The following is a 16217-nucleotide window of genomic DNA, read 5'->3' as shown; positions in this document are numbered from 1 at the left end:
CGTCGCGGCCATGCACGTATCATGTGATGAACCGGCCCGGCAGTCCGCGTGCCACGCACGATGCCCACGAGAGCGCTTCATTTGACCTTGCAACCCGGAAATCCCCGCCGTGCCGAGCCCTGGCTGGCCTTGCTCCTGTGCTGGGCAGTGGCCTGTTTGTCGCTGCTGGCCACAGCCGGCACGGCCCGCGCCGATACCCTGCGGGTCGGCTCCAAGCGCTTTACCGAGTCCTACATCCTCGGGGAGGTGCTCACCCAGACCGCCGCGGCCCAAGCCAGTGCGCAGCACACGCCCGGCCTTGGCAATACGGCGATCGTGTTCGAGGCGCTCAAGGCCGGCAGCATCGACCTCTATCCCGATTACACCGGCACCGTCTCCAGTGAAATCCTCAAGCTGCCCCCCGGCGCCAGCCTGGCGCAGATCAACCAGGCGCTGGCGCCGCTGGGCCTGGCGGCAGGGATTCCGCTTGGCTTCGAGAACACCTATGCGCTTGCCATGGAGGAGCACAAGGCCCGGCAGCTCGGGCTGGCGGCGCTGGGCGACCTGGCCGCGCAGCCGCAACTGCGCCTCGGGCTGTCGCATGAATTCCTGGGCCGGGCGGACGGCTGGCCCGGGCTGGCGCGGCGCTACGGCTTGCCCCAGCGGCCCCTGGGGCTGGACCACGGCGTGGCCTACGAAGCCCTGGCCAACGGGCAGGTCGACGCCATTGATATCTATTCCACCGATGCGAAGATCCGCAAATACGGTCTGCGCGTGCTGACGGACGACCGCCACTACTTTCCCCGCTATGACGCCGTGGTGCTGTACCGCCTGGACCTGCCGCAGCGCTTCCCGGCCGCCTGGCAGGCATTGACGGGGCTGGCCGGCAAGGTGAGCGCGGCGGACATGATCGCCATGAATGCCGCGGCGGAACTGGATGGGCAATCCTTTGCCGCCGTGGCGAGGGCCTTCCTGGCGCATGGCAACGCCAGCGTGGCCGATGCAACGGCAAGCGCGCGGGCCGGCCTTGCCGGCACCTTGTTCGGGCGCGATACCTTGCGGCTGACCTGCCGCCACCTGGCCCTGGTGCTGGGCGCGGTTGGCGCGGCCAGCTTGCTGGGCGTGCCGCTTGGCATCGTCGCCGCACGCCGGCGGCGGCTGGGGCAGGTGCTGATGGCCACGGTGAGCGTGCTGCAGACCGTGCCGTCTCTGGCCCTGCTGGCGATGCTGATCCCGCTGCTGGGGCGCATCGGCGTCTGGCCGGCGATGGTGGCGCTGTTTCTCTATGCACTGCTGCCCATCGTGCGCAACACGCTGACCGGCTTGCAGCAGGTGCCAGCCGGCATGCGCGAGGCAGCGCGCGCCCTGGGCTTCACGCCCGGCCAGGTGCTGCGCTATGTGGAGCTGCCGCTGTCGATGCCGGTGCTGCTGGCCGGCATCAAGACCGCCGCCATCATCAGCGTGGGCACCGCCACCATTGCCGCCTTTGTCGGTGCCGGCGGCTATGGCGAGCGCATCGCCACCGGGCTGGCGCTGAACGACCATGTGCTGCTGATGGCGGGCGCCATCCCGGCCGCGGTGCTTGCACTGCTGGTGCAGGCTGGCTTCGGGCTGGGGGAGTGGTATCTGGGCAGGCATGCCCGGAGCGGGACGGTAACCTGACGCGCTTTGTTGCGGCGTACTGCGCCTTACTGCAATTTATTTCGCCCTATTTAGACCTATTTCGCCCTATTGCAATTGCGCTTTCGCCAGCTCGCCCAGCTTGGCCACGGCGGCTTCCACGGCATCGCTCCACAGGTGGCCATAGTTCAGCCGGATGCAGTTGCGATAGCCTTGGCGCGCTGAAAAGATCGGGCCCGGCGCAATGCCGATGCCATGTTCCAGCGCGGCGCGATGCAGCGCCAGCGCATCGAATCCGGCCGCAAACTCCACCCACAGGAAGTACCCGCCGGCGGGCTGCGAGACCCGCACGTTCTCCGGGAAGTGCAGGCCGATGGCCGCGATCAGCTGGCCCTGCTGCATCTCGAGCAGATGGCGCAGGCGCCGCAGGTGCTTGTCGTAGCCGCCGTTCTGCAGGTACTCGGCCAGCGCCACCTGCGTGGGCACGCCCGCCGACAGCGTGGTCATCAGCCGCAGCCGCTTGATCGCCTCGCCATACCGCCCGGGGGCCACCCAGCCCACCCGGAAGCCCGGCGCCAGCGTCTTGGAAAACGAGCTGCAGTGCATGACCAGCCCCTCCTGGTCGAAGGCCTTGGCGGGCAGGGGGCAGCGATTGCCGAAATACAGCTCGCCGTAGACGTCATCCTCGATCAGCGGCACGCGGTGGCGCGCCAGCAAGGCCACCAGCGCCTGCTTCCTGGCCTCGGACATGCTCGCGCCCATTGGATTCTGGAACTGCGTCATGAACCAGCAGGCCTTGATCGGATGGCGCTGGAGCGCGGTATCCAGTGCGTCCAGGTCGATGCCTTCGCGCGGGTCCACCGGGATTTCCACCGCCCGCAGACGCAGCCGCTCCAGCGCCTGCAGCGCGGCATAGAAGCCGGGAGACTCGATCGCCACCACGTCGCCGGGCTGGGTCACTGCCATCAGGCACAGATTCAGCGCTTCCAGCGCACCGTTGGTGACGATGATCTCGTCGGTGGGCTGCGGCGCGCCCGCGCCGAGGTAGCGCAGCCCGATCTGCTGGCGCAGGGCAAGGTGCCCGGCGGGCATGTCGTTGACGGAATACCAGGGGTCGAGCTCGCGCCCGGCCCGGGCCAGCGATTTGCCCAGCCGCTCCCAGGGGTACAGCTCGGGCGAAGGGAAGGCCGAGCCAAGCTGGATGAGCTGCGGATCGCGCGCGGCGTCCAGCACGGAAAAGACCAGCTTGGAAATATCAACGTCGGTCGAGACCTGGTGCGAGGGCCGCGCAGCCGGCTGCGGCAGCGGCCGGCCGGCCTGGCCGGTCACGTAATAGCCGGAGCGCTCGCGTGCCCGCACCAGGCCGCGCTCCTCCAGCCGGTAGTAGGCCTGGAACGCGGTGGCGGGGCTCACGCCGAACTGGGTCACGGTCTTGCGGATCGACGGCATCTTGGTGCCGGGCGGCAGGTTACCGTTGCGGATGTCCTTGGCCAGCGTTTCCGCCAGTTCTTCGTAGCGCTTCATTGGGGCAGGGGGGCAGGGGGCGTTGCCGTGGCGATGAGCGCAGTCTCAGGCGCTCAAACTGATACGCAAAATTATCGCAGATCTGATTCTGTTATTCCTTGCCAGCCGACGCCATAATCCCCCGTAACTACCAAAAGCCAAAGCGCCGCAAGGTCACGCGGCGGTTGGCACGCATGTAAGGAAGAGCGAAATGAACCCCTTGAGATTGGTGCTCACAGTGCTGTGGGGATTTTTTGGCCTGCGCAAGGGCCAGGAACATCTGCGCGACCTGCAGGCCGTGCGGCCGGTGCCGTTGATCCTGACGGGGGTGGCGCTGGCGGCGGGGCTGGTGCTGCTGCTCGTGTCGCTGGCGCACTGGGCGGTGACCCACGCCTGAGCCGCGAGCCCGCCAATTTTTCCCGTGCCCACGGGGCCATCCAGGCCCGCAACCACGAAGTGCAGCCCGCCGCGTGCGGGCTGTGCACGTTCGCCGTACTGAATGCCATCGCGGCGCTTGAAACGACAAACAGCCCCCATGAGCCTTGCCACAAGGCGGTTTTCCGCCACCGTTGCCTTTGCTGTCCTATTGCTGGCGCCGTGCTTCGCGGCGGCGGCTGACGCCCCCGGTGCCGCGCAGGTCGAGCGCGGCCGCTACCTGGCCAAGGTTGCCAATTGCGCGGCCTGCCACACCAGCGTCGGCGGCGCGCCGTTTGCCGGCGGCTTGCCGTTGAAGACCGGCGTCGGCACCGTCTACTCGACCAACATCACGCCGGACGTGGACAGCGGCATTGGCGCTTACTCGTTCGAGGAATTCGACCGCGCGCTGCGCGAGGGCGTGGCCAGGCATGGCAAGCGGCTGTATCCCGCCATGCCTTACCCGTCCTACGCCAGGCTCGCCGAGCCGGATGTGCAGGCGCTATACGCCTATCTGCGCACCGAAGTGAAAGCCGTGCGGCAAGCAACCGCCGAGCCCGAGATGCGCTGGCCGTTTGGCATGCGCTGGCTGCTGCGCGTCTGGAACTGGCTGTTCCTGGAGTCCGGCCCGGTTCCTGCCAATGCAGGTCAGAGCGTCGAGTGGAATCGCGGGGCTTACCTGGTCCAGGCGGTGGCCCACTGCGGCGCATGCCATACGCCGCGCGGCATGCTGATGGCCGAGAAGGGGCTGGACGAGCGCAGCCGGCACTTCCTGGCCGGCGCCAGTGTGGAAGGCTGGGCCTCCACCAACCTGCGCGGCGATCCGCGCACTGGGCTGGGCACCTGGTCGCGCGAGGACATTGCCGAATACCTGCATACCGGCCGCAATGCGCATGCGACTTCCTTCGGGCCGATGTCCGAGGTGATCGCGTCGTCCACGCAGTTCATGACACGCCCGGACCTCGATGCCGTTGCGGTGTACCTCAAGTCCGTGCCCGGCGCGCGCAGCGACGAAACGCCGTATGCCTATGACGCCCATACCGCCGACGCGCTTGCGCAGGGCCGTTTCGATGCTACCGGCGCGCGCCAGTACGCCGAGTTCTGCATGCCTTGCCATGGCGCCAACGGCAAGGGCTTTGCCCGCGTTTTCCCACCGCTGGCGGGCAATCCCACCGTGGTGGATCCCGATCCGTCCTCGCTGGCCAACCTGCTGCTCGATGGCGCCGTGACGGCGCACGTGGGCACCGCGGCGACCGATTACCACATGCCCGGCTATGGCTGGACGCTGGACAACCAGGAACTGGCGAATGTGCTGACCTTTATCCGCACCGGCTGGGGCAACCAGGCCAGCCAGGTCAAGGAGGCGACTGTCGCCGCCCGCCGCGCCGCGCTCGGGCGCCAGCGCGACGCCGCCGAATCCCGTTGAGCCCGCGCGCCACCTACATCAAGCGAATCCTATTGCCATGACCATCACGCGCAGAGATTTCCTCAACGGCGCCGCACTCACCATTGCCGCTGGGCTGGCGCCGTCCCAGCTATTGCAGGCCGCCGAACGCGGTGCCGGCTACCCGCCCGCGCTGACCGGGCTGCGCGGCAACCATGCGGGCACCTATACGCTCGCGCACAGCCTGGCGCGTGAGGGCGCCAAGTATCCCGCCGTCATGGCGCGCGAAGTCTACGACCTGGTGGTGGTGGGTGGCGGGCTCAGCGGGTTGGCGGCCGCGTGGTTCTACCAGCGCCGCTTTGGCGCCGGCAAGCGCATCCTGATCCTGGACAACCACGACGATTTCGGCGGGCACGCCAAGCGCAACGAATTTACCGTGCGCGGGCAGAAACTGGTGACCTACGGCGGCAGCGCCGAGATGCCATCGACCGCGCTGGACAGCCGCGCGGTGGCGACGCTGCTGGCCGGCCTCGGTGTAGACGCGAAGCGCCATCAAGCCGCCGAACGCGACCCTTACCGCGAGCTGGGCATGGGCCGCTCGGTGTTCTTCGACCAGGAGCATTTCGGCCGGGACCAGTTGCTTGCCGGCGATCCGTTTGCGGGGCTGATCGATGCCCGCAATGGAATAGGAACGCAGGGAATAGGAACGCAGGGGGCGGGCGCGCAGGCTGCGGATGCCGCCGCCTTCAAAGCCTTCCTCGACAAGGCGCCGTTGCCCCAGCAAGACCGCGCCGCGCTGGCGCGGCTGGCCGACGGCGGCACGGATTACCTGGCCGGCATGAGCGAAGGCGAGCGGCTGGCCTACCTGAAGCGCACCAGCTACGCGGTGTTCCTGCGCGAGAAGGCCGGCCTGGGACTGGATGGCCAGCGCTTTTTCCGCAGCCGCAGCAACGATGCCTATGCACTCGACGCCGACGGCGTGTCCGTGTTCGACGCGCTCGCCATCGGCCTGCCGGCGGGCAAGAACATGCCACCAGCGAGCCTGAATCCGCGGCTTGGCAAGTCGCCCGCGTCAAAGCTCTGGTTTGCCGACGGCAACGCCACGCTGGCGCGGCTGCTGGTGCAGAACCTGATCCCGGGCGTGGCAAGCATCGCCAGCCCCGATGCGATCGGAGCGGCCAGCTTCGACTACAACCGGCTCGATGCCGAGGATGCAAAGGTGAGGGTGCGGCTGAACAGCACCGCCATCGCCATCGAGCCCGACCAGCGCATCACGCGCGTGACCTACGGCTGGAGTGGGAACCTGCACCGGGTCGAAGCCGCGCATGTGGTGCTGGCGGGCTACAACATGATGATCCCGTTCATCATGCCCGGCCTGCCGGACGCGCAAAAGCAAGCGTTGCGCTCCGACGTGAAGGCGCCTGTGGTCTACACCAAGGTGGCGCTGGACAACTGGCGTGCCTTCGAGGCGCTCAAGACCAGCCGCATCCACGCGCCGGCCATGGCCTACACCGACCTGTGGCTGGAGAAGCCAGCCGGCACGCGTCCGGCCGATCCGGTGGTGCTGCATATGCTCTATGTGCCCACCGTGCCGGACAGCGGCATGCAGGCGCGCGAGCGCTTTCGCGCGGGGCGCGCCTTCTTGCTGGGTACGCCGTTCAGCGAACTGGAGAAGGGCGTGCGCAGCCAGCTGGATCGCATGCTGGCGCCAGGCGGCTTTGCCGGCAAGGACGTCATCCGGGGCATCACGGTCAACCGCTGGGCGCACGGTTACAGCTATATGCCCAACAGCTTGTTCGAGGAAGAAGCGGCGGCGCAGGCCGTGCTGGACCGCTCGCGCGCCCGCGCTGGCAATGTGGTGATCGCCAATAGCGATAGCGCGGGCAGCCCGTCGTTGACGGCCGCCATTGATCAGGCGTGGCGGGCGGTGGGCGAGTTGGCTGGCTGATGTGGCGGCGCAATGCGGGCACGTTCAGGCGCAAAGCTTGAAGTTGCTGGTGCGGGGCGGAGCGCATCAGGCCGGAATGCCAAACAGGCGGCGGCTGTTGCGGGTGCACTGATCCGCCACTTCGCGCATGCTCAGTCCCTTCAGTTCGGCGACTGCTTGCGCAATCCAGGGAAGATTCGCGGGCTCGTTGTACGGCCGCCGGTTCTTGTGGTTTTTCGGGCCGAGATACGGCGCGTCCGTCTCCAGGTGCAGGTGCTCGAGCGGGATGGCTTGCACGGCCTCCCGCAGCGCCTGGCCGCGCTTGATATCCGTGACCCAGCCGGTGATGCCGATGTCCAGGCCTAGCGCTACGAAAGCGGCTGCCTCATCGGCTGCGCCGGTGAAGCAGTGCACCACGCCGTGGGCGCCCGCGCGCACGGCGGGTGCGACCATGGCGTAGAGATCGTCGAAGGCGTCCCGGCAATGGAGGAACAGCGGTTTGTTCCAGCGCACCGCCGCCTCGAGTTGCGCCTCGAAGGCGTGGCGCTGGTCGGCTGGCGTAGAGAAGTTGCGGTTGTAGTCCAGCCCGCATTCCCCGATTGCCACCACGTCAGGGCTCTCCCAGAGCGCCTGGAGGGACTGCAGGACCGTTGGCGACCAGTCCTTGGCGCTGTGCGGGTGGATGCCGGCCGTGGCAAAGAGAAAATGGGGATGCCGGCTGGCCAGGTCGCGTGCCCCTCGGCTTGATTCCAGCGAGGTGCCGGTGGCAAGGATGCCGACCACGCCCGCTGCCTTAGCCCGCTCCAGGATCACTGCGGTGTGCGGGGCAATCTGAGAGGAGTGGAAGTTCACGCCAATGTCGATCAGGTGCATGTCTCTGGCTAAGGGGTGGGGTGGCTGGTGGTTCGGCAGGTTTGCAGTCTAACCTCTTGAATATCGTGCCCGTGCAACCTTCTTAATGTTCCTCATATGGAGCATTGCTAGGATATTGGCCATTATTGTTCTACTTGTGTCACGTTATCTTGATGCCGCCTTCTGTTTCATATACAGTACATTAAATGCATTTCAAGGCTTAATGTTTTATAGGTGGCATATGAATCTCGCCGAACTGGGGGAGGCCTTCAAGCACGCCAGGCTTCTTGCCAACAAAACCCAGCAGGAAGTCGCGGACTCCAGCGGGGTGCCGCGTGCGCGGATCAGCCGGTTCGAGACCGGCGGCTTGCCGGAGTTGGGCGCCGTGAAGCTGCTGAGCCTGTTTGAAACCGTCGGGCTTGAGCTGTTCGCACGGCCTGCCGGCCACCGAAGGACCCTTGACGACGTGCTGGCAGAGTCCGAAACAGGCAATGCCGCTGCGGGAGAGCTCCGCCGGCGGGTCAGGCATGCCCACAACAAGCCCCAGGCAGCCATGGGGAGGACGGATGAGCGCTAAGGTACTGGACGTCTACGTGAATGCAACGCCAGTGGGCACGCTGGTCGAAGAGGCGCGCGCGAGCGTTTTCACCTACCTGCCAGACGTTCAGGCGCACAACCTCGTCTCACTCCTGCTCCCGGCGCGGGCAGCGTCATATAAATGGGCTGCCGGATTGCTGCCTTTTTTTCAGATGAACCTGCCCGAGGGGTACAAGAAAGACCTGGTGCGCCGAAAGCTTGGCGCCCATGCCGACGTGAGCGACCAGGGCCTGCTGGCACTGACCGGCGCGAACGGAATCGGCAGGGTCAGGGTGGTGCCCCGTGGCGTATCGGCGGACGCCCCCGCCTCCAGCCTGGACATGGCGAGCCTGCTGGCCGCAACAGGCTCGCGGGACAACCTGTTGCGGCAGCTGGAAGCCGGCATTACCGAAGGTGTCTCTGGCGTCATGCCGAAGATGCTTGCCAGGCCAGAGGACAAAGCCACGGTCTGGACCGACGAGTTCATCCTGAAAACCGGTCCGGCCGACTTGCCCGGCCTGTCCGTCAATGAGTTCCTGTGCCTGGAGGTCGCGCGGCATGCGGGCCTGGAGGTCCCCGAGACACAACTCTCGGAGGATGGGGAGGTGCTGGCCATCCGGCGTTTCGACCGGCTGGCCAACGCAGGCCGCCTGGCGGTCGAAGATTTCTGCGCACTCAAGGGGCTGGATCCCGTTAACAAGTACAAAGGCAGTCTTGAGGACCTGGCAAAACTGTCGTCGATTTACGTCAGTGCCCCGCATCGCAAGGAGAGCGCGAGGCGGCTGTTTACGCTGTTGCTCGTGAACTATGCGCTGCGCAATGCAGACGCGCACTTGAAAAACTTCGCAGTGGTCTATACCTCTGCAGAGGACGTGCGGCTGGCGCCGGTTTACGACATAGTCACGGTGACGGCCTACCCCGAGTACCAGGCAGATATTCCGGGCCTGCCATTGGCCGGCAAGCGGGCCTGGGCATCCGGGCAGTGGTTGACCCAATACGGCGGTGCCCGGTTGTCGCTGTCCCGCACCGACATGGCGGCGTGCGTGGCGCAGGTGACCGAGGCGGTTCGAGCCGTGCTGCCGATGGTGGCTGAGTGCGCTGGCCGCTACCCGGAATTCAGGGAAATCGCCAAGCGGATGCTGGCGGCATGGGCGCAAGGGCTGGAGGACATCAAGCCGGATGCACGGCCGGGGAAATCGACACCCACCCCGTTAAGAGAAGAAGCCGGCCTTTCCGGGCCCGGTAGCCTGGCTGGCAAGAAAAAAACAAATCTGTATGTAAATCCTGACGGTGCTTTCGGTCACAAGGCCCGATGAGGTTGTATGTAATCTTTGTGTCACATATAGCGGGTAATTCGCCCGCTTTGTGCGTGAAAATAGGGCTATTGCCTAGCATGGAGTGACGTGGCAACGCAAATTTAAGAGGGGCTGAAGGGCCTCGGCGATGCGGTAAAAAACTTTTATCACGTGCTGCGTCGCACCAACGAATGTAGAATATCGCCCTTTGGCCTAAACGAGCGCGGACCACCATACTGGAAGAACCCGGTAGTGGTGGCGTCAGCCATGCATCTCTCGACAGGTACCCATCCTGTGGCGGCTTTGACAGCCGGAGGTGCGTTGGGTGTACCCTCGTACGGGCAACAGCAACAGTTAAGCAGTAATTCAGCAAGGGAGCAGCAGTTAATGGCGAGTGGCGCACAACGGACGGTGGCAGAAACAAAGACAGCATTGACCGGCAAAAAGCCTGTCGGCAGGGGTGCGGCGTCCACGACTCAAGCTGATCCCGCAACCGAAGCAACGGAACGCAGCCAGCAGCTGCGCGCGCTGATCCAGCTGGGCAGGGAGCGAGGCTACCTGACGCACGCGGATATCAGCGACCATTTGCAGGGCAATTTCACGGACACAGCGGCGATGGAAAGCATCGTCAGCACGTTCGCCGAAATGGGCGTGACGATCTATGAGCAGACGCCGGATGCCGAAGCGCTGCTGCTGCGCGACAGCGCGGTCGCCGCGTCTGACGACCAGGCCGATGAAGAGGCGGAAGTCGCGCTCTCGACGGTCGACTCCGAATTCGGCCGCACCACCGATCCGGTGCGGATGTACATGCGGGAAATGAGCTCGGCAACGCTGCTGACCCGCAAGCAGGAAGTCGAGATCGCCAAGCGGATCGAGGACGGCCTGAACCGCATGGTGCACGCCATCGCTGCCTGCCCGTCCACCATTGCGACGATTCTTGAGCTGTCGGAGCGGGTCGCCCGCGACGAAACGCGTATCGATGAGCTCGTCGACGGCCTGATCGAAGGGGAAGGCGACGTCGCCGAAGCCGAGGAAGACACCAGCCGCGACGAAGTCGTCGCCGAGGATGAAAGTGCCTCGGACGAGCCCGTCGACGAAGGTGCGGCCGCGCAAGCCAACGAAACCGCCAGCCTGGCCAAGCTGCGTGACGATTGCCTGACCCGCTTCGCGCGCGTCGCCAATCATTTCGAAGCCATGCGCAAGGCCTACACCGCGCACGGCGTGGAGTCGGAAGGCTTCCTCGTGGCACAGCTCGCGGTTCGGGAGGAGCTCAAGTCGATCCGCTTTACCGCAAAGACCATTGAGCGCCTGTGCGCCGATGTGCAGACGGTGGTGGAAGAAGTACGCGTGGTCGAGCGCCAGATCCTGCAACTGATGGTCGAGCGTTGCGGCATGCCCCGTGAGGAGTTCATCGAACGCTTTCCGGGCAACGAGACCAATCTCGCCTGGGGCCGCGCGATCGCCGGCGAGTCGCGTTCGTACAGTGATTCCGTTTCCCGCAGCTTGCCGGACCTCGAAGCGCATCAGCAAAAGCTGATCGACATCCACGCACGCGTGGTGCTGCCGCTGTCGGAACTGAAGCAGGTGAATCGCCAGATGCTGGCAGCCGAGCGGCAGATGCGCCAGGCCAAGCACGAGATGACGCAGGCCAACCTGCGCCTGGTCATCTCGATCGCCAAGAAGTACGTGAACCGCGGCATGCAGTTCCTGGACCTGATTCAGGAAGGCAACATTGGCTTGATGAAGGCGGTCGACAAGTTCGAGTACCGTCGCGGCTGGAAATTCTCCACCTATGCAACCTGGTGGGTTCGCCAGGCCGTGACGCGCGCGATCGCCGACCAGGCCCGGACCATCCGGGTGCCGGTGCACATGATCGAGACGATCAACAAGCTCAACCGGATCTCGCGCGAAATCATGCAGCGCACCGGCAAGGCGGCGGATCCCGCTGCCCTGGCCGAGCGCATGGAGATGCCCGAAGAGAAGGTCCGCTCGATCATGAAGATCGCGAAGGAGCCGGTTTCGATGGAAACGCCGGTTGGCGAAGACGGCGACACGAGCCTGGGCGACATGATTGCCGACTCGGACACCGCGTCCCCCGCCGAAGCCGCGTTGCATGCTAGCCTGCGCGCCACCGTGCGCGAAATGCTCGACGATCTGACGCCGCGCGAGGCCAAGGTGCTGCGCATGCGTTTTGGCATCGACATGTCGACCGACTACACGCTGGAAGAAGTCGGCAAGCAGTTCGATGTGACCCGCGAGCGGATTCGCCAGATCGAAAGCAAGGCGATGAAGAAGATGCGCCATCCCAGCCGCGCGGACCATCTGAAGGCGTTCCTGAAGGAAGGCTGATCAAGGTTCTGCCCCGGCGCCTGCCGGGCGAAGGCTGGTCGAAGGGGGTTACGGCAAAGTTGAAAGCCGTAACCCCCTTCATTGTTTCAGCCAGGCGAGTACCTCAGCCTGCGCCTGCCACTCGGGCCCGCGTGCCGTTGGTGGTCCGTTACCAGCGAGACACGGTCTTGCGCCGAATGGCGCCCGCCAGCTGCAAATGCTTCATGCTGCGTCCGGCGCCGCCACCAGCGCCATCAGCGGCGCGATGCATGGGCTGGCCGCCGCCAGCGCGCGCTGTTCGTCGAGGATGTCCTGCAGGATGGCATGCGTCGTATCCGGGTTGGCCAGCACCACGCGGAAAACAGCAATCGGGCGCCCACCCCACTGTGCCGACATCAACTGCGTGCGCGATACGAACGAACGGCCGGCATCGCGCTGCATTTCCTGGATGCTGATGGTCAGCGCATCCAGGGCGTCCAGGATCTTGTCGCGCCTTTCGGCGCACGCCGTTGCCAGCGCGGCATGCACGGTCTCGGGCACATGGCGATAGGTCAGGATGCAAAGCTGCGGGCGGCTATTGAGCTCGAAATCCGGCTGCCGCGCTATCAGGGATGCAAAGTAGCGGGCGTTATCGATGCTGCGATCGATCAACTGCGCCAACCCCTTGCGACCGAGCAGGTGCAGGTTTGCGTAGAGCATGACTGCCGCAGCGCCTCGCGATCCTTCGAGCGTATGGCGCCCCAGGTCCACCGAGCCCTTGCGCACAATGTAGTTCGCATGCTGGATGATTTCCTGCGTCCACGCCGGGCTCCGGAACAGCACCATGCCGGCGCCCATCGGCACGTAGAACTGCTTGTGCGCATCGATGACGACGGAATCGGCACGCTCGATGCCCGCGAAGCGCCAGCGCTCGCGCTCCGACAGGAGCGTTGCGCCGCCCCAGGCGGCATCCACGTGGAAATGGCAGCCGGCCTCCTGGGCCACATCCGCGATCGCGTCGAGCGGATCGACCGCGCCCGTCTCCGTCGTCCCCGCTATGCCGACGATTGCCATCGGCCGGATGTTGCGCCGCTGCAGGTCACGCAGGGTGTCGCGCAGCAGGTCGATGCGCATGCGCCCGTCCGAATCGACCGCGACCGGTACAAGATTGTCGCGCCCGATGCCAAGGACATCGGCTGCTTTTCGCAACGAGTAGTGGCCGCGCTCCGAGACGACGATCGCGAGCCCGTCATGGCCGTAGTGGCGCAGCGCGGCCACCATGCCGGCGCGATGGATGCCGGCGAAGCCATCACACGCGCCCAGCAACTTGTTGCGGCTCGCCCATAACGCGGTGAGGTTGGCGACCGTGCCGCCAGAACAGATCGCGCCGAGCGCGTGGTCGGCATCGTGCAGCCACCTCCCATAGAACGCGCTGTCCTGGGCAAACACCAGCTTGTGCAGCATGCCGATGACCTGGCGCTCGAGTCCTGTCAGCGCGCCCGACGTCTCGAGTTTCACGACGTTCTGGTTCAGCGCCGCCACCACCTTGGCCAGCGAAGGCATGAACGACGGTAGCGACGACGTCATGTGTCCGACGAATGTTGGCGATGCCACGGGCATCACGTGCCGAAAAACGTCGTGGAGCAGATGATCGGCATGCGCTTGCGGCGATGTCGGCGTCTCTGGCAGTTCTACCGACGCGAACACCGCCTCGCGTGTGGCGCAAGCGCCGACCGGATCAAAACGCTCGCTCGCGAAGAAATCCGCCGGATGCTCGGCGATCCATTGTTCGAGCGACTCGAATGCGCCGCGATCCGCATCGAACCAGCGCAAGGGGCAGTCGTCGCCCCCGTCTGTGCTTTGTGAGGTCTTTTCGCGAGGGATGTCCGGCTTCATTTGCATTACCCAGTTCAATCTAGTGCCGCCATGGTGTGCTGGGCATTATGCCGGAGCGGACGGGATCTACCACAGGTCGTGACTCAGATAGCGCATCGTGCGTGCCTTCGCGGCGGCAAACGAGCGCCAGTCAGGGTGGCCGCCCGGGAGCTTCTTCCTGCTGCCGGCCATCAGCCAGCGCGCGGTTGCCGGGCAGCGAGGAAGCGCTCGTGCGTGAGCGACGTTATGGCTACCAGAAGGGTAGGCCTCTAGCGATTGATACCCCGTGACTTATGGCGCTTCGTGACGTTGTCAGAGCGGTTCTTGATTCAGGCTCCTGGATTCACCGGGTGACACCGGCTGGGCGTGCTGCGCGATGGCCTTCTCGAAAAACCGCAGTGCTGCGGCCTTGTCTCGCTGGGCGCGCAGCAGGAAGTTGATGGCATTTCCCGCCTGGTCGACCGCCCGGTACAGATATTTCCACTGGCCCGGCAACAACGGCGCCGGTACTGCCTACGCGAACGGCTCGAACCAGAACATGGGGCTGGACAACTTGTTCTACACAAACACGCTGGCGCAGACGGCCGCTGGCTGCTATGTCATCGGCAATTGTCCGTGAGTCGCCGCGATGTGGGGTCGCGGGGCGATTCATTCGACAGGCCGGCCCGATTCGGCAAGCGCCGCCGTGAGGCTTGCCACATGCAATGAAACTGCCATATTCACCCTGCCGCCGATCCTGCTGCAGGGTGTTTCTTTGCTCGTGAACGGTTCCCGGAACCGCCGCGAGGACATCTAGGGTTCGATGCCGAGCGCTGCGATCTTCTTGTACAGCGTCGCGCGACCAATGCCGAGCCGGCTGGCAGCCTCGGCGACGCGGCCGCCGGTGGCGCGCAGCGCATCCGACAGCAGGCGCTGCTCGAATGCCCGCATCGCCTCCTCGTACCGCTGCGGCGTGGCGGCGGCAGTCGCCTCGCTCGCATCGTCCTTGCCCGGCGCAGCGTCCTCCCCGCCGCGCGGGGCATCCGCGTGCGTGCCGAGGCCCGCCATGCCGTGGCCATCGCCGATGAAGCGCGCCAGCGAGCGCGCGTCGATTCGCTCGCTGTCCGACAGCATGACCGCGCGCTCCAGCGTGTTCTGGAGTTCGCGCACATTGCCGGGCCAGTGGTAGGCGCAGAGCAGCCGCAACGCTTCCTCGTCCAACTCCAGATGGCCGGCATCGCGCTGCGAGCAGAGTCGGTCGAGGATGGCGTAGGACATCGCCTCGATATCCGACAGGCGCTCGCGCAGCGGCGGTACGTGGATGGTCAGCACATTGAGCCGGTAGTACAGGTCGGCGCGGAACCTCCCCTGCGCCACCAGGGCCGGCAGGTCGGCTGAGGTTGCGGCAATGATGCGGGCGTCGGCGCGCACGATGCGGTTGGAACCCAGTGGCTCGAACTCCTTGTCCTGCAGGACACGCAGCAGCTTGCCCTGCAGCGGCAGCGGCATGTCGCCGATCTCGTCGAGGAACAGTGTCCCGCCGTGCGCGAGTTCGAACTTGCCGACGCGCCCCTTGCGGTCCGCCCCGGTATAGGCACCGGCGGCGGCGCCGAAGAACTCCAGCTCGAGCAGGGTGTCCGGGATGGCGGCGACGTTGACGGTGACCAGTGGCCTGTCGGCGCGCCCCGAGGCGCCGTGGATGGCGTGCGCCAGCAGTTCCTTGCCGGTGCCGGTTTCTCCCAGCAGCAGCACCGGCGAGCCGAGCTGCGCCGCGCGGCGCGCCAGGCGTTTGGTTTCCAGGCTGGCGGCGCTGGTGCCGACGAAGCTGGAGAAGGTGTACTTGGCGCGGCGGGCCTGGGCGAGTGACTGCCGTGTGGCGATCAACTCCGCTTGCAGGCGCGAGTATTGGCTGAACAACGGTGTCAGCGCCTTCAGCTCGGCGAACAGAGCGAAGCCCACCGCGCCGATCGTGTTCCCCTGGCCGTCCTTGATTGGCAGCCGCGTGACCACCAGCGGGTCGCGGCTGGTTTCGAGGATATCGAGCAGGATGGGCTCGCCGCTCGTCACCACCTCGCGCATCAGGCTGTGAGGGATCACGGCTTCGCAGTCCCGGCCGATGGCATTGCGCGGATCGGCGAAGCCGAAGCGCGCCGCATAGTCCTGGTTGATCCAGACGATGCGCGCATCCTGGTCGACCACCACCGTGCCTTCGCTCGAGGCGTCCAGCGTATCGAACAGTGACTGCATGGCCAGCTTGCGTACGTGACCGTAGTCGGCCAGCAGCTTGCCGCTGTCGTTAGCGTTCATTTCAACATTCCTGATGGCGCCGCGCATGCCGGCCTACTCGTCTCTTGTCTCTTAATGGAGACAGTGTGTCCATGTTTTGAGACGTGGCATCCGAAAGACATTCGGCCACTCTCCCTGCTTACTGGGGTGGTCGGTGGTCCTTGCGGCGGAGATCGCCCCAGGTTGTGTCTCCAGATCGAGACGTATTGTACCCGCAATC

Annotated in this window: 12 protein-coding genes and 1 pseudogene; 8 read left to right on the top strand and 5 right to left on the bottom strand. The window is 65.6% G+C overall.

Annotated elements, in window-relative coordinates; translation table 11 throughout:
• The first annotated feature begins 135 nt into the window (after window positions 1-135).
• A complete protein-coding gene (locus tag RR42_RS10790; protein WP_043351889.1) occupies window positions 136-1641 on the top strand; it encodes a glycine betaine ABC transporter substrate-binding protein in 1506 nt (501 codons plus the stop codon).
• A 66-nt stretch (window positions 1642-1707) separates the two neighbouring features.
• Here RR42_RS10790 and RR42_RS10785 read toward each other — a convergent pair whose 3' ends face one another.
• Window positions 1708-3123 (bottom strand): PLP-dependent aminotransferase family protein, encoded by a 1416-nt coding sequence (locus tag RR42_RS10785; RefSeq protein WP_043346494.1) that lies wholly within the window; start codon window positions 3121-3123, stop codon window positions 1708-1710.
• 190 nt (window positions 3124-3313) lie between these two features.
• Here RR42_RS10785 and RR42_RS10780 point away from each other — a divergent pair, with 190 nt between their 5' ends.
• The 3 genes from RR42_RS10780 (at window position 3314) to RR42_RS10770 (ending at window position 6848) form a co-directional block, all read left to right on the top strand.
• Entirely contained in the window at window positions 3314-3499 is a 186-nt protein-coding gene (locus RR42_RS10780) for a DUF2970 domain-containing protein (protein ID WP_043346490.1), read from the top strand.
• A 138-nt stretch (window positions 3500-3637) separates the two neighbouring features.
• Window positions 3638-4942, top strand: coding sequence for a cytochrome c (locus RR42_RS10775; RefSeq protein ID WP_043346485.1), 1305 nt, complete (start codon window positions 3638-3640; stop codon window positions 4940-4942).
• Window positions 4943-4979: 37 nt separating this feature from the next.
• Window positions 4980-6848, top strand: coding sequence for an NAD(P)/FAD-dependent oxidoreductase (locus RR42_RS10770; protein WP_043346480.1), 1869 nt, complete (start codon window positions 4980-4982; stop codon window positions 6846-6848).
• 66 nt (window positions 6849-6914) lie between these two features.
• Here RR42_RS10770 and RR42_RS10765 read toward each other — a convergent pair whose 3' ends face one another.
• Window positions 6915-7700 carry a TatD family hydrolase gene (locus tag RR42_RS10765; RefSeq protein WP_052494592.1) on the bottom strand — a complete coding sequence of 262 codons (786 nt, stop codon included), beginning with the start codon at window positions 7698-7700 and terminating at the stop codon, window positions 6915-6917.
• 220 nt (window positions 7701-7920) lie between these two features.
• On the opposite strand from RR42_RS10765, the gene RR42_RS10760 reads away from it, so the two are divergent.
• The 3 genes from RR42_RS10760 (at window position 7921) to rpoD (ending at window position 11899) form a co-directional block, all read left to right on the top strand.
• On the top strand, window positions 7921-8256 hold the full coding sequence (locus RR42_RS10760) for a helix-turn-helix domain-containing protein (RefSeq protein ID WP_043351885.1): 336 nt from the start codon (window positions 7921-7923) through the stop codon (window positions 8254-8256).
• Window positions 8246-9571, top strand: coding sequence for a type II toxin-antitoxin system HipA family toxin (locus RR42_RS10755; protein ID WP_043346477.1), 1326 nt, complete (start codon window positions 8246-8248; stop codon window positions 9569-9571). The genes RR42_RS10760 and RR42_RS10755 overlap by 11 nt, the downstream gene beginning before the upstream one ends.
• Before the next feature lie 366 nt (window positions 9572-9937).
• On the top strand, window positions 9938-11899 hold the full coding sequence (gene rpoD / locus RR42_RS10750; protein WP_043346476.1) for an RNA polymerase sigma factor RpoD: 1962 nt from the start codon (window positions 9938-9940) through the stop codon (window positions 11897-11899).
• Between the two features lie 201 nt (window positions 11900-12100).
• Here the strand turns inward: rpoD and panP are convergent, their stop codons facing one another.
• Window positions 12101-13753, bottom strand: a complete 1653-nt coding sequence (gene panP / locus RR42_RS10745) for a pyridoxal-dependent aspartate 1-decarboxylase PanP (protein ID WP_043351884.1) — start codon at window positions 13751-13753, stop codon at window positions 12101-12103.
• A gap of 336 nt (window positions 13754-14089) precedes the next feature.
• Window positions 14090-14221: pseudogene (locus RR42_RS38550) on the bottom strand (DDE-type integrase/transposase/recombinase); the annotation flags it as partial.
• On the opposite strand from RR42_RS38550, the gene RR42_RS10740 reads away from it, so the two are divergent.
• Window positions 14172-14351, top strand: a complete 180-nt coding sequence (locus RR42_RS10740) for a hypothetical protein (protein ID WP_043346473.1) — start codon at window positions 14172-14174, stop codon at window positions 14349-14351. The pseudogene RR42_RS38550 and the gene RR42_RS10740 sit on opposite strands and share 50 nt — an antisense overlap.
• A gap of 173 nt (window positions 14352-14524) precedes the next feature.
• Here RR42_RS10740 and RR42_RS10735 read toward each other — a convergent pair whose 3' ends face one another.
• Complete coding sequence (locus tag RR42_RS10735) at window positions 14525-16018, bottom strand: sigma-54 interaction domain-containing protein (RefSeq protein ID WP_043346472.1); 1494 nt, start codon at window positions 16016-16018, stop codon at window positions 14525-14527.
• Window positions 16019-16217 lie beyond the last annotated feature (199 nt).

The sequence above is a fragment of the Cupriavidus basilensis genome (assembly GCF_000832305.1).
Lineage (GTDB): Bacteria > Pseudomonadota > Gammaproteobacteria > Burkholderiales > Burkholderiaceae > Cupriavidus > Cupriavidus basilensis_F.
The sequence above is the reverse complement of the archived record's forward strand: the minus strand, read 5'-3'. Positions and strand labels throughout refer to the sequence as shown.

Excerpts from the sequence above, each read along its gene's own strand:
- RR42_RS10785 (WP_043346494.1), bottom strand. The coding sequence starts at position 3,123 with ATGAAGCGCTACGAAGAACTGGCGGAAACGCTGGCCAAGGACATCCGC.
- RR42_RS10780 (WP_043346490.1), top strand. The coding sequence starts at position 3,314 with ATGAACCCCTTGAGATTGGTGCTCACAGTGCTGTGGGGATTTTTTGGC.
- RR42_RS10775 (WP_043346485.1), top strand. The coding sequence starts at position 3,638 with ATGAGCCTTGCCACAAGGCGGTTTTCCGCCACCGTTGCCTTTGCTGTC.
- RR42_RS10770 (WP_043346480.1), top strand. The coding sequence starts at position 4,980 with ATGACCATCACGCGCAGAGATTTCCTCAACGGCGCCGCACTCACCATT.
- RR42_RS10765 (WP_052494592.1), bottom strand. The coding sequence starts at position 7,700 with ATGCACCTGATCGACATTGGCGTGAACTTCCACTCCTCTCAGATTGCC.
- RR42_RS10760 (WP_043351885.1), top strand. The coding sequence starts at position 7,921 with ATGAATCTCGCCGAACTGGGGGAGGCCTTCAAGCACGCCAGGCTTCTT.
- RR42_RS10755 (WP_043346477.1), top strand. The coding sequence starts at position 8,246 with ATGAGCGCTAAGGTACTGGACGTCTACGTGAATGCAACGCCAGTGGGC.
- rpoD (WP_043346476.1), top strand. The coding sequence starts at position 9,938 with ATGGCGAGTGGCGCACAACGGACGGTGGCAGAAACAAAGACAGCATTG.
- panP (WP_043351884.1), bottom strand. The coding sequence starts at position 13,753 with ATGAAGCCGGACATCCCTCGCGAAAAGACCTCACAAAGCACAGACGGG.
- RR42_RS10740 (WP_043346473.1), top strand. The coding sequence starts at position 14,172 with ATGGCATTTCCCGCCTGGTCGACCGCCCGGTACAGATATTTCCACTGG.
- RR42_RS10735 (WP_043346472.1), bottom strand. The coding sequence starts at position 16,018 with ATGAACGCTAACGACAGCGGCAAGCTGCTGGCCGACTACGGTCACGTA.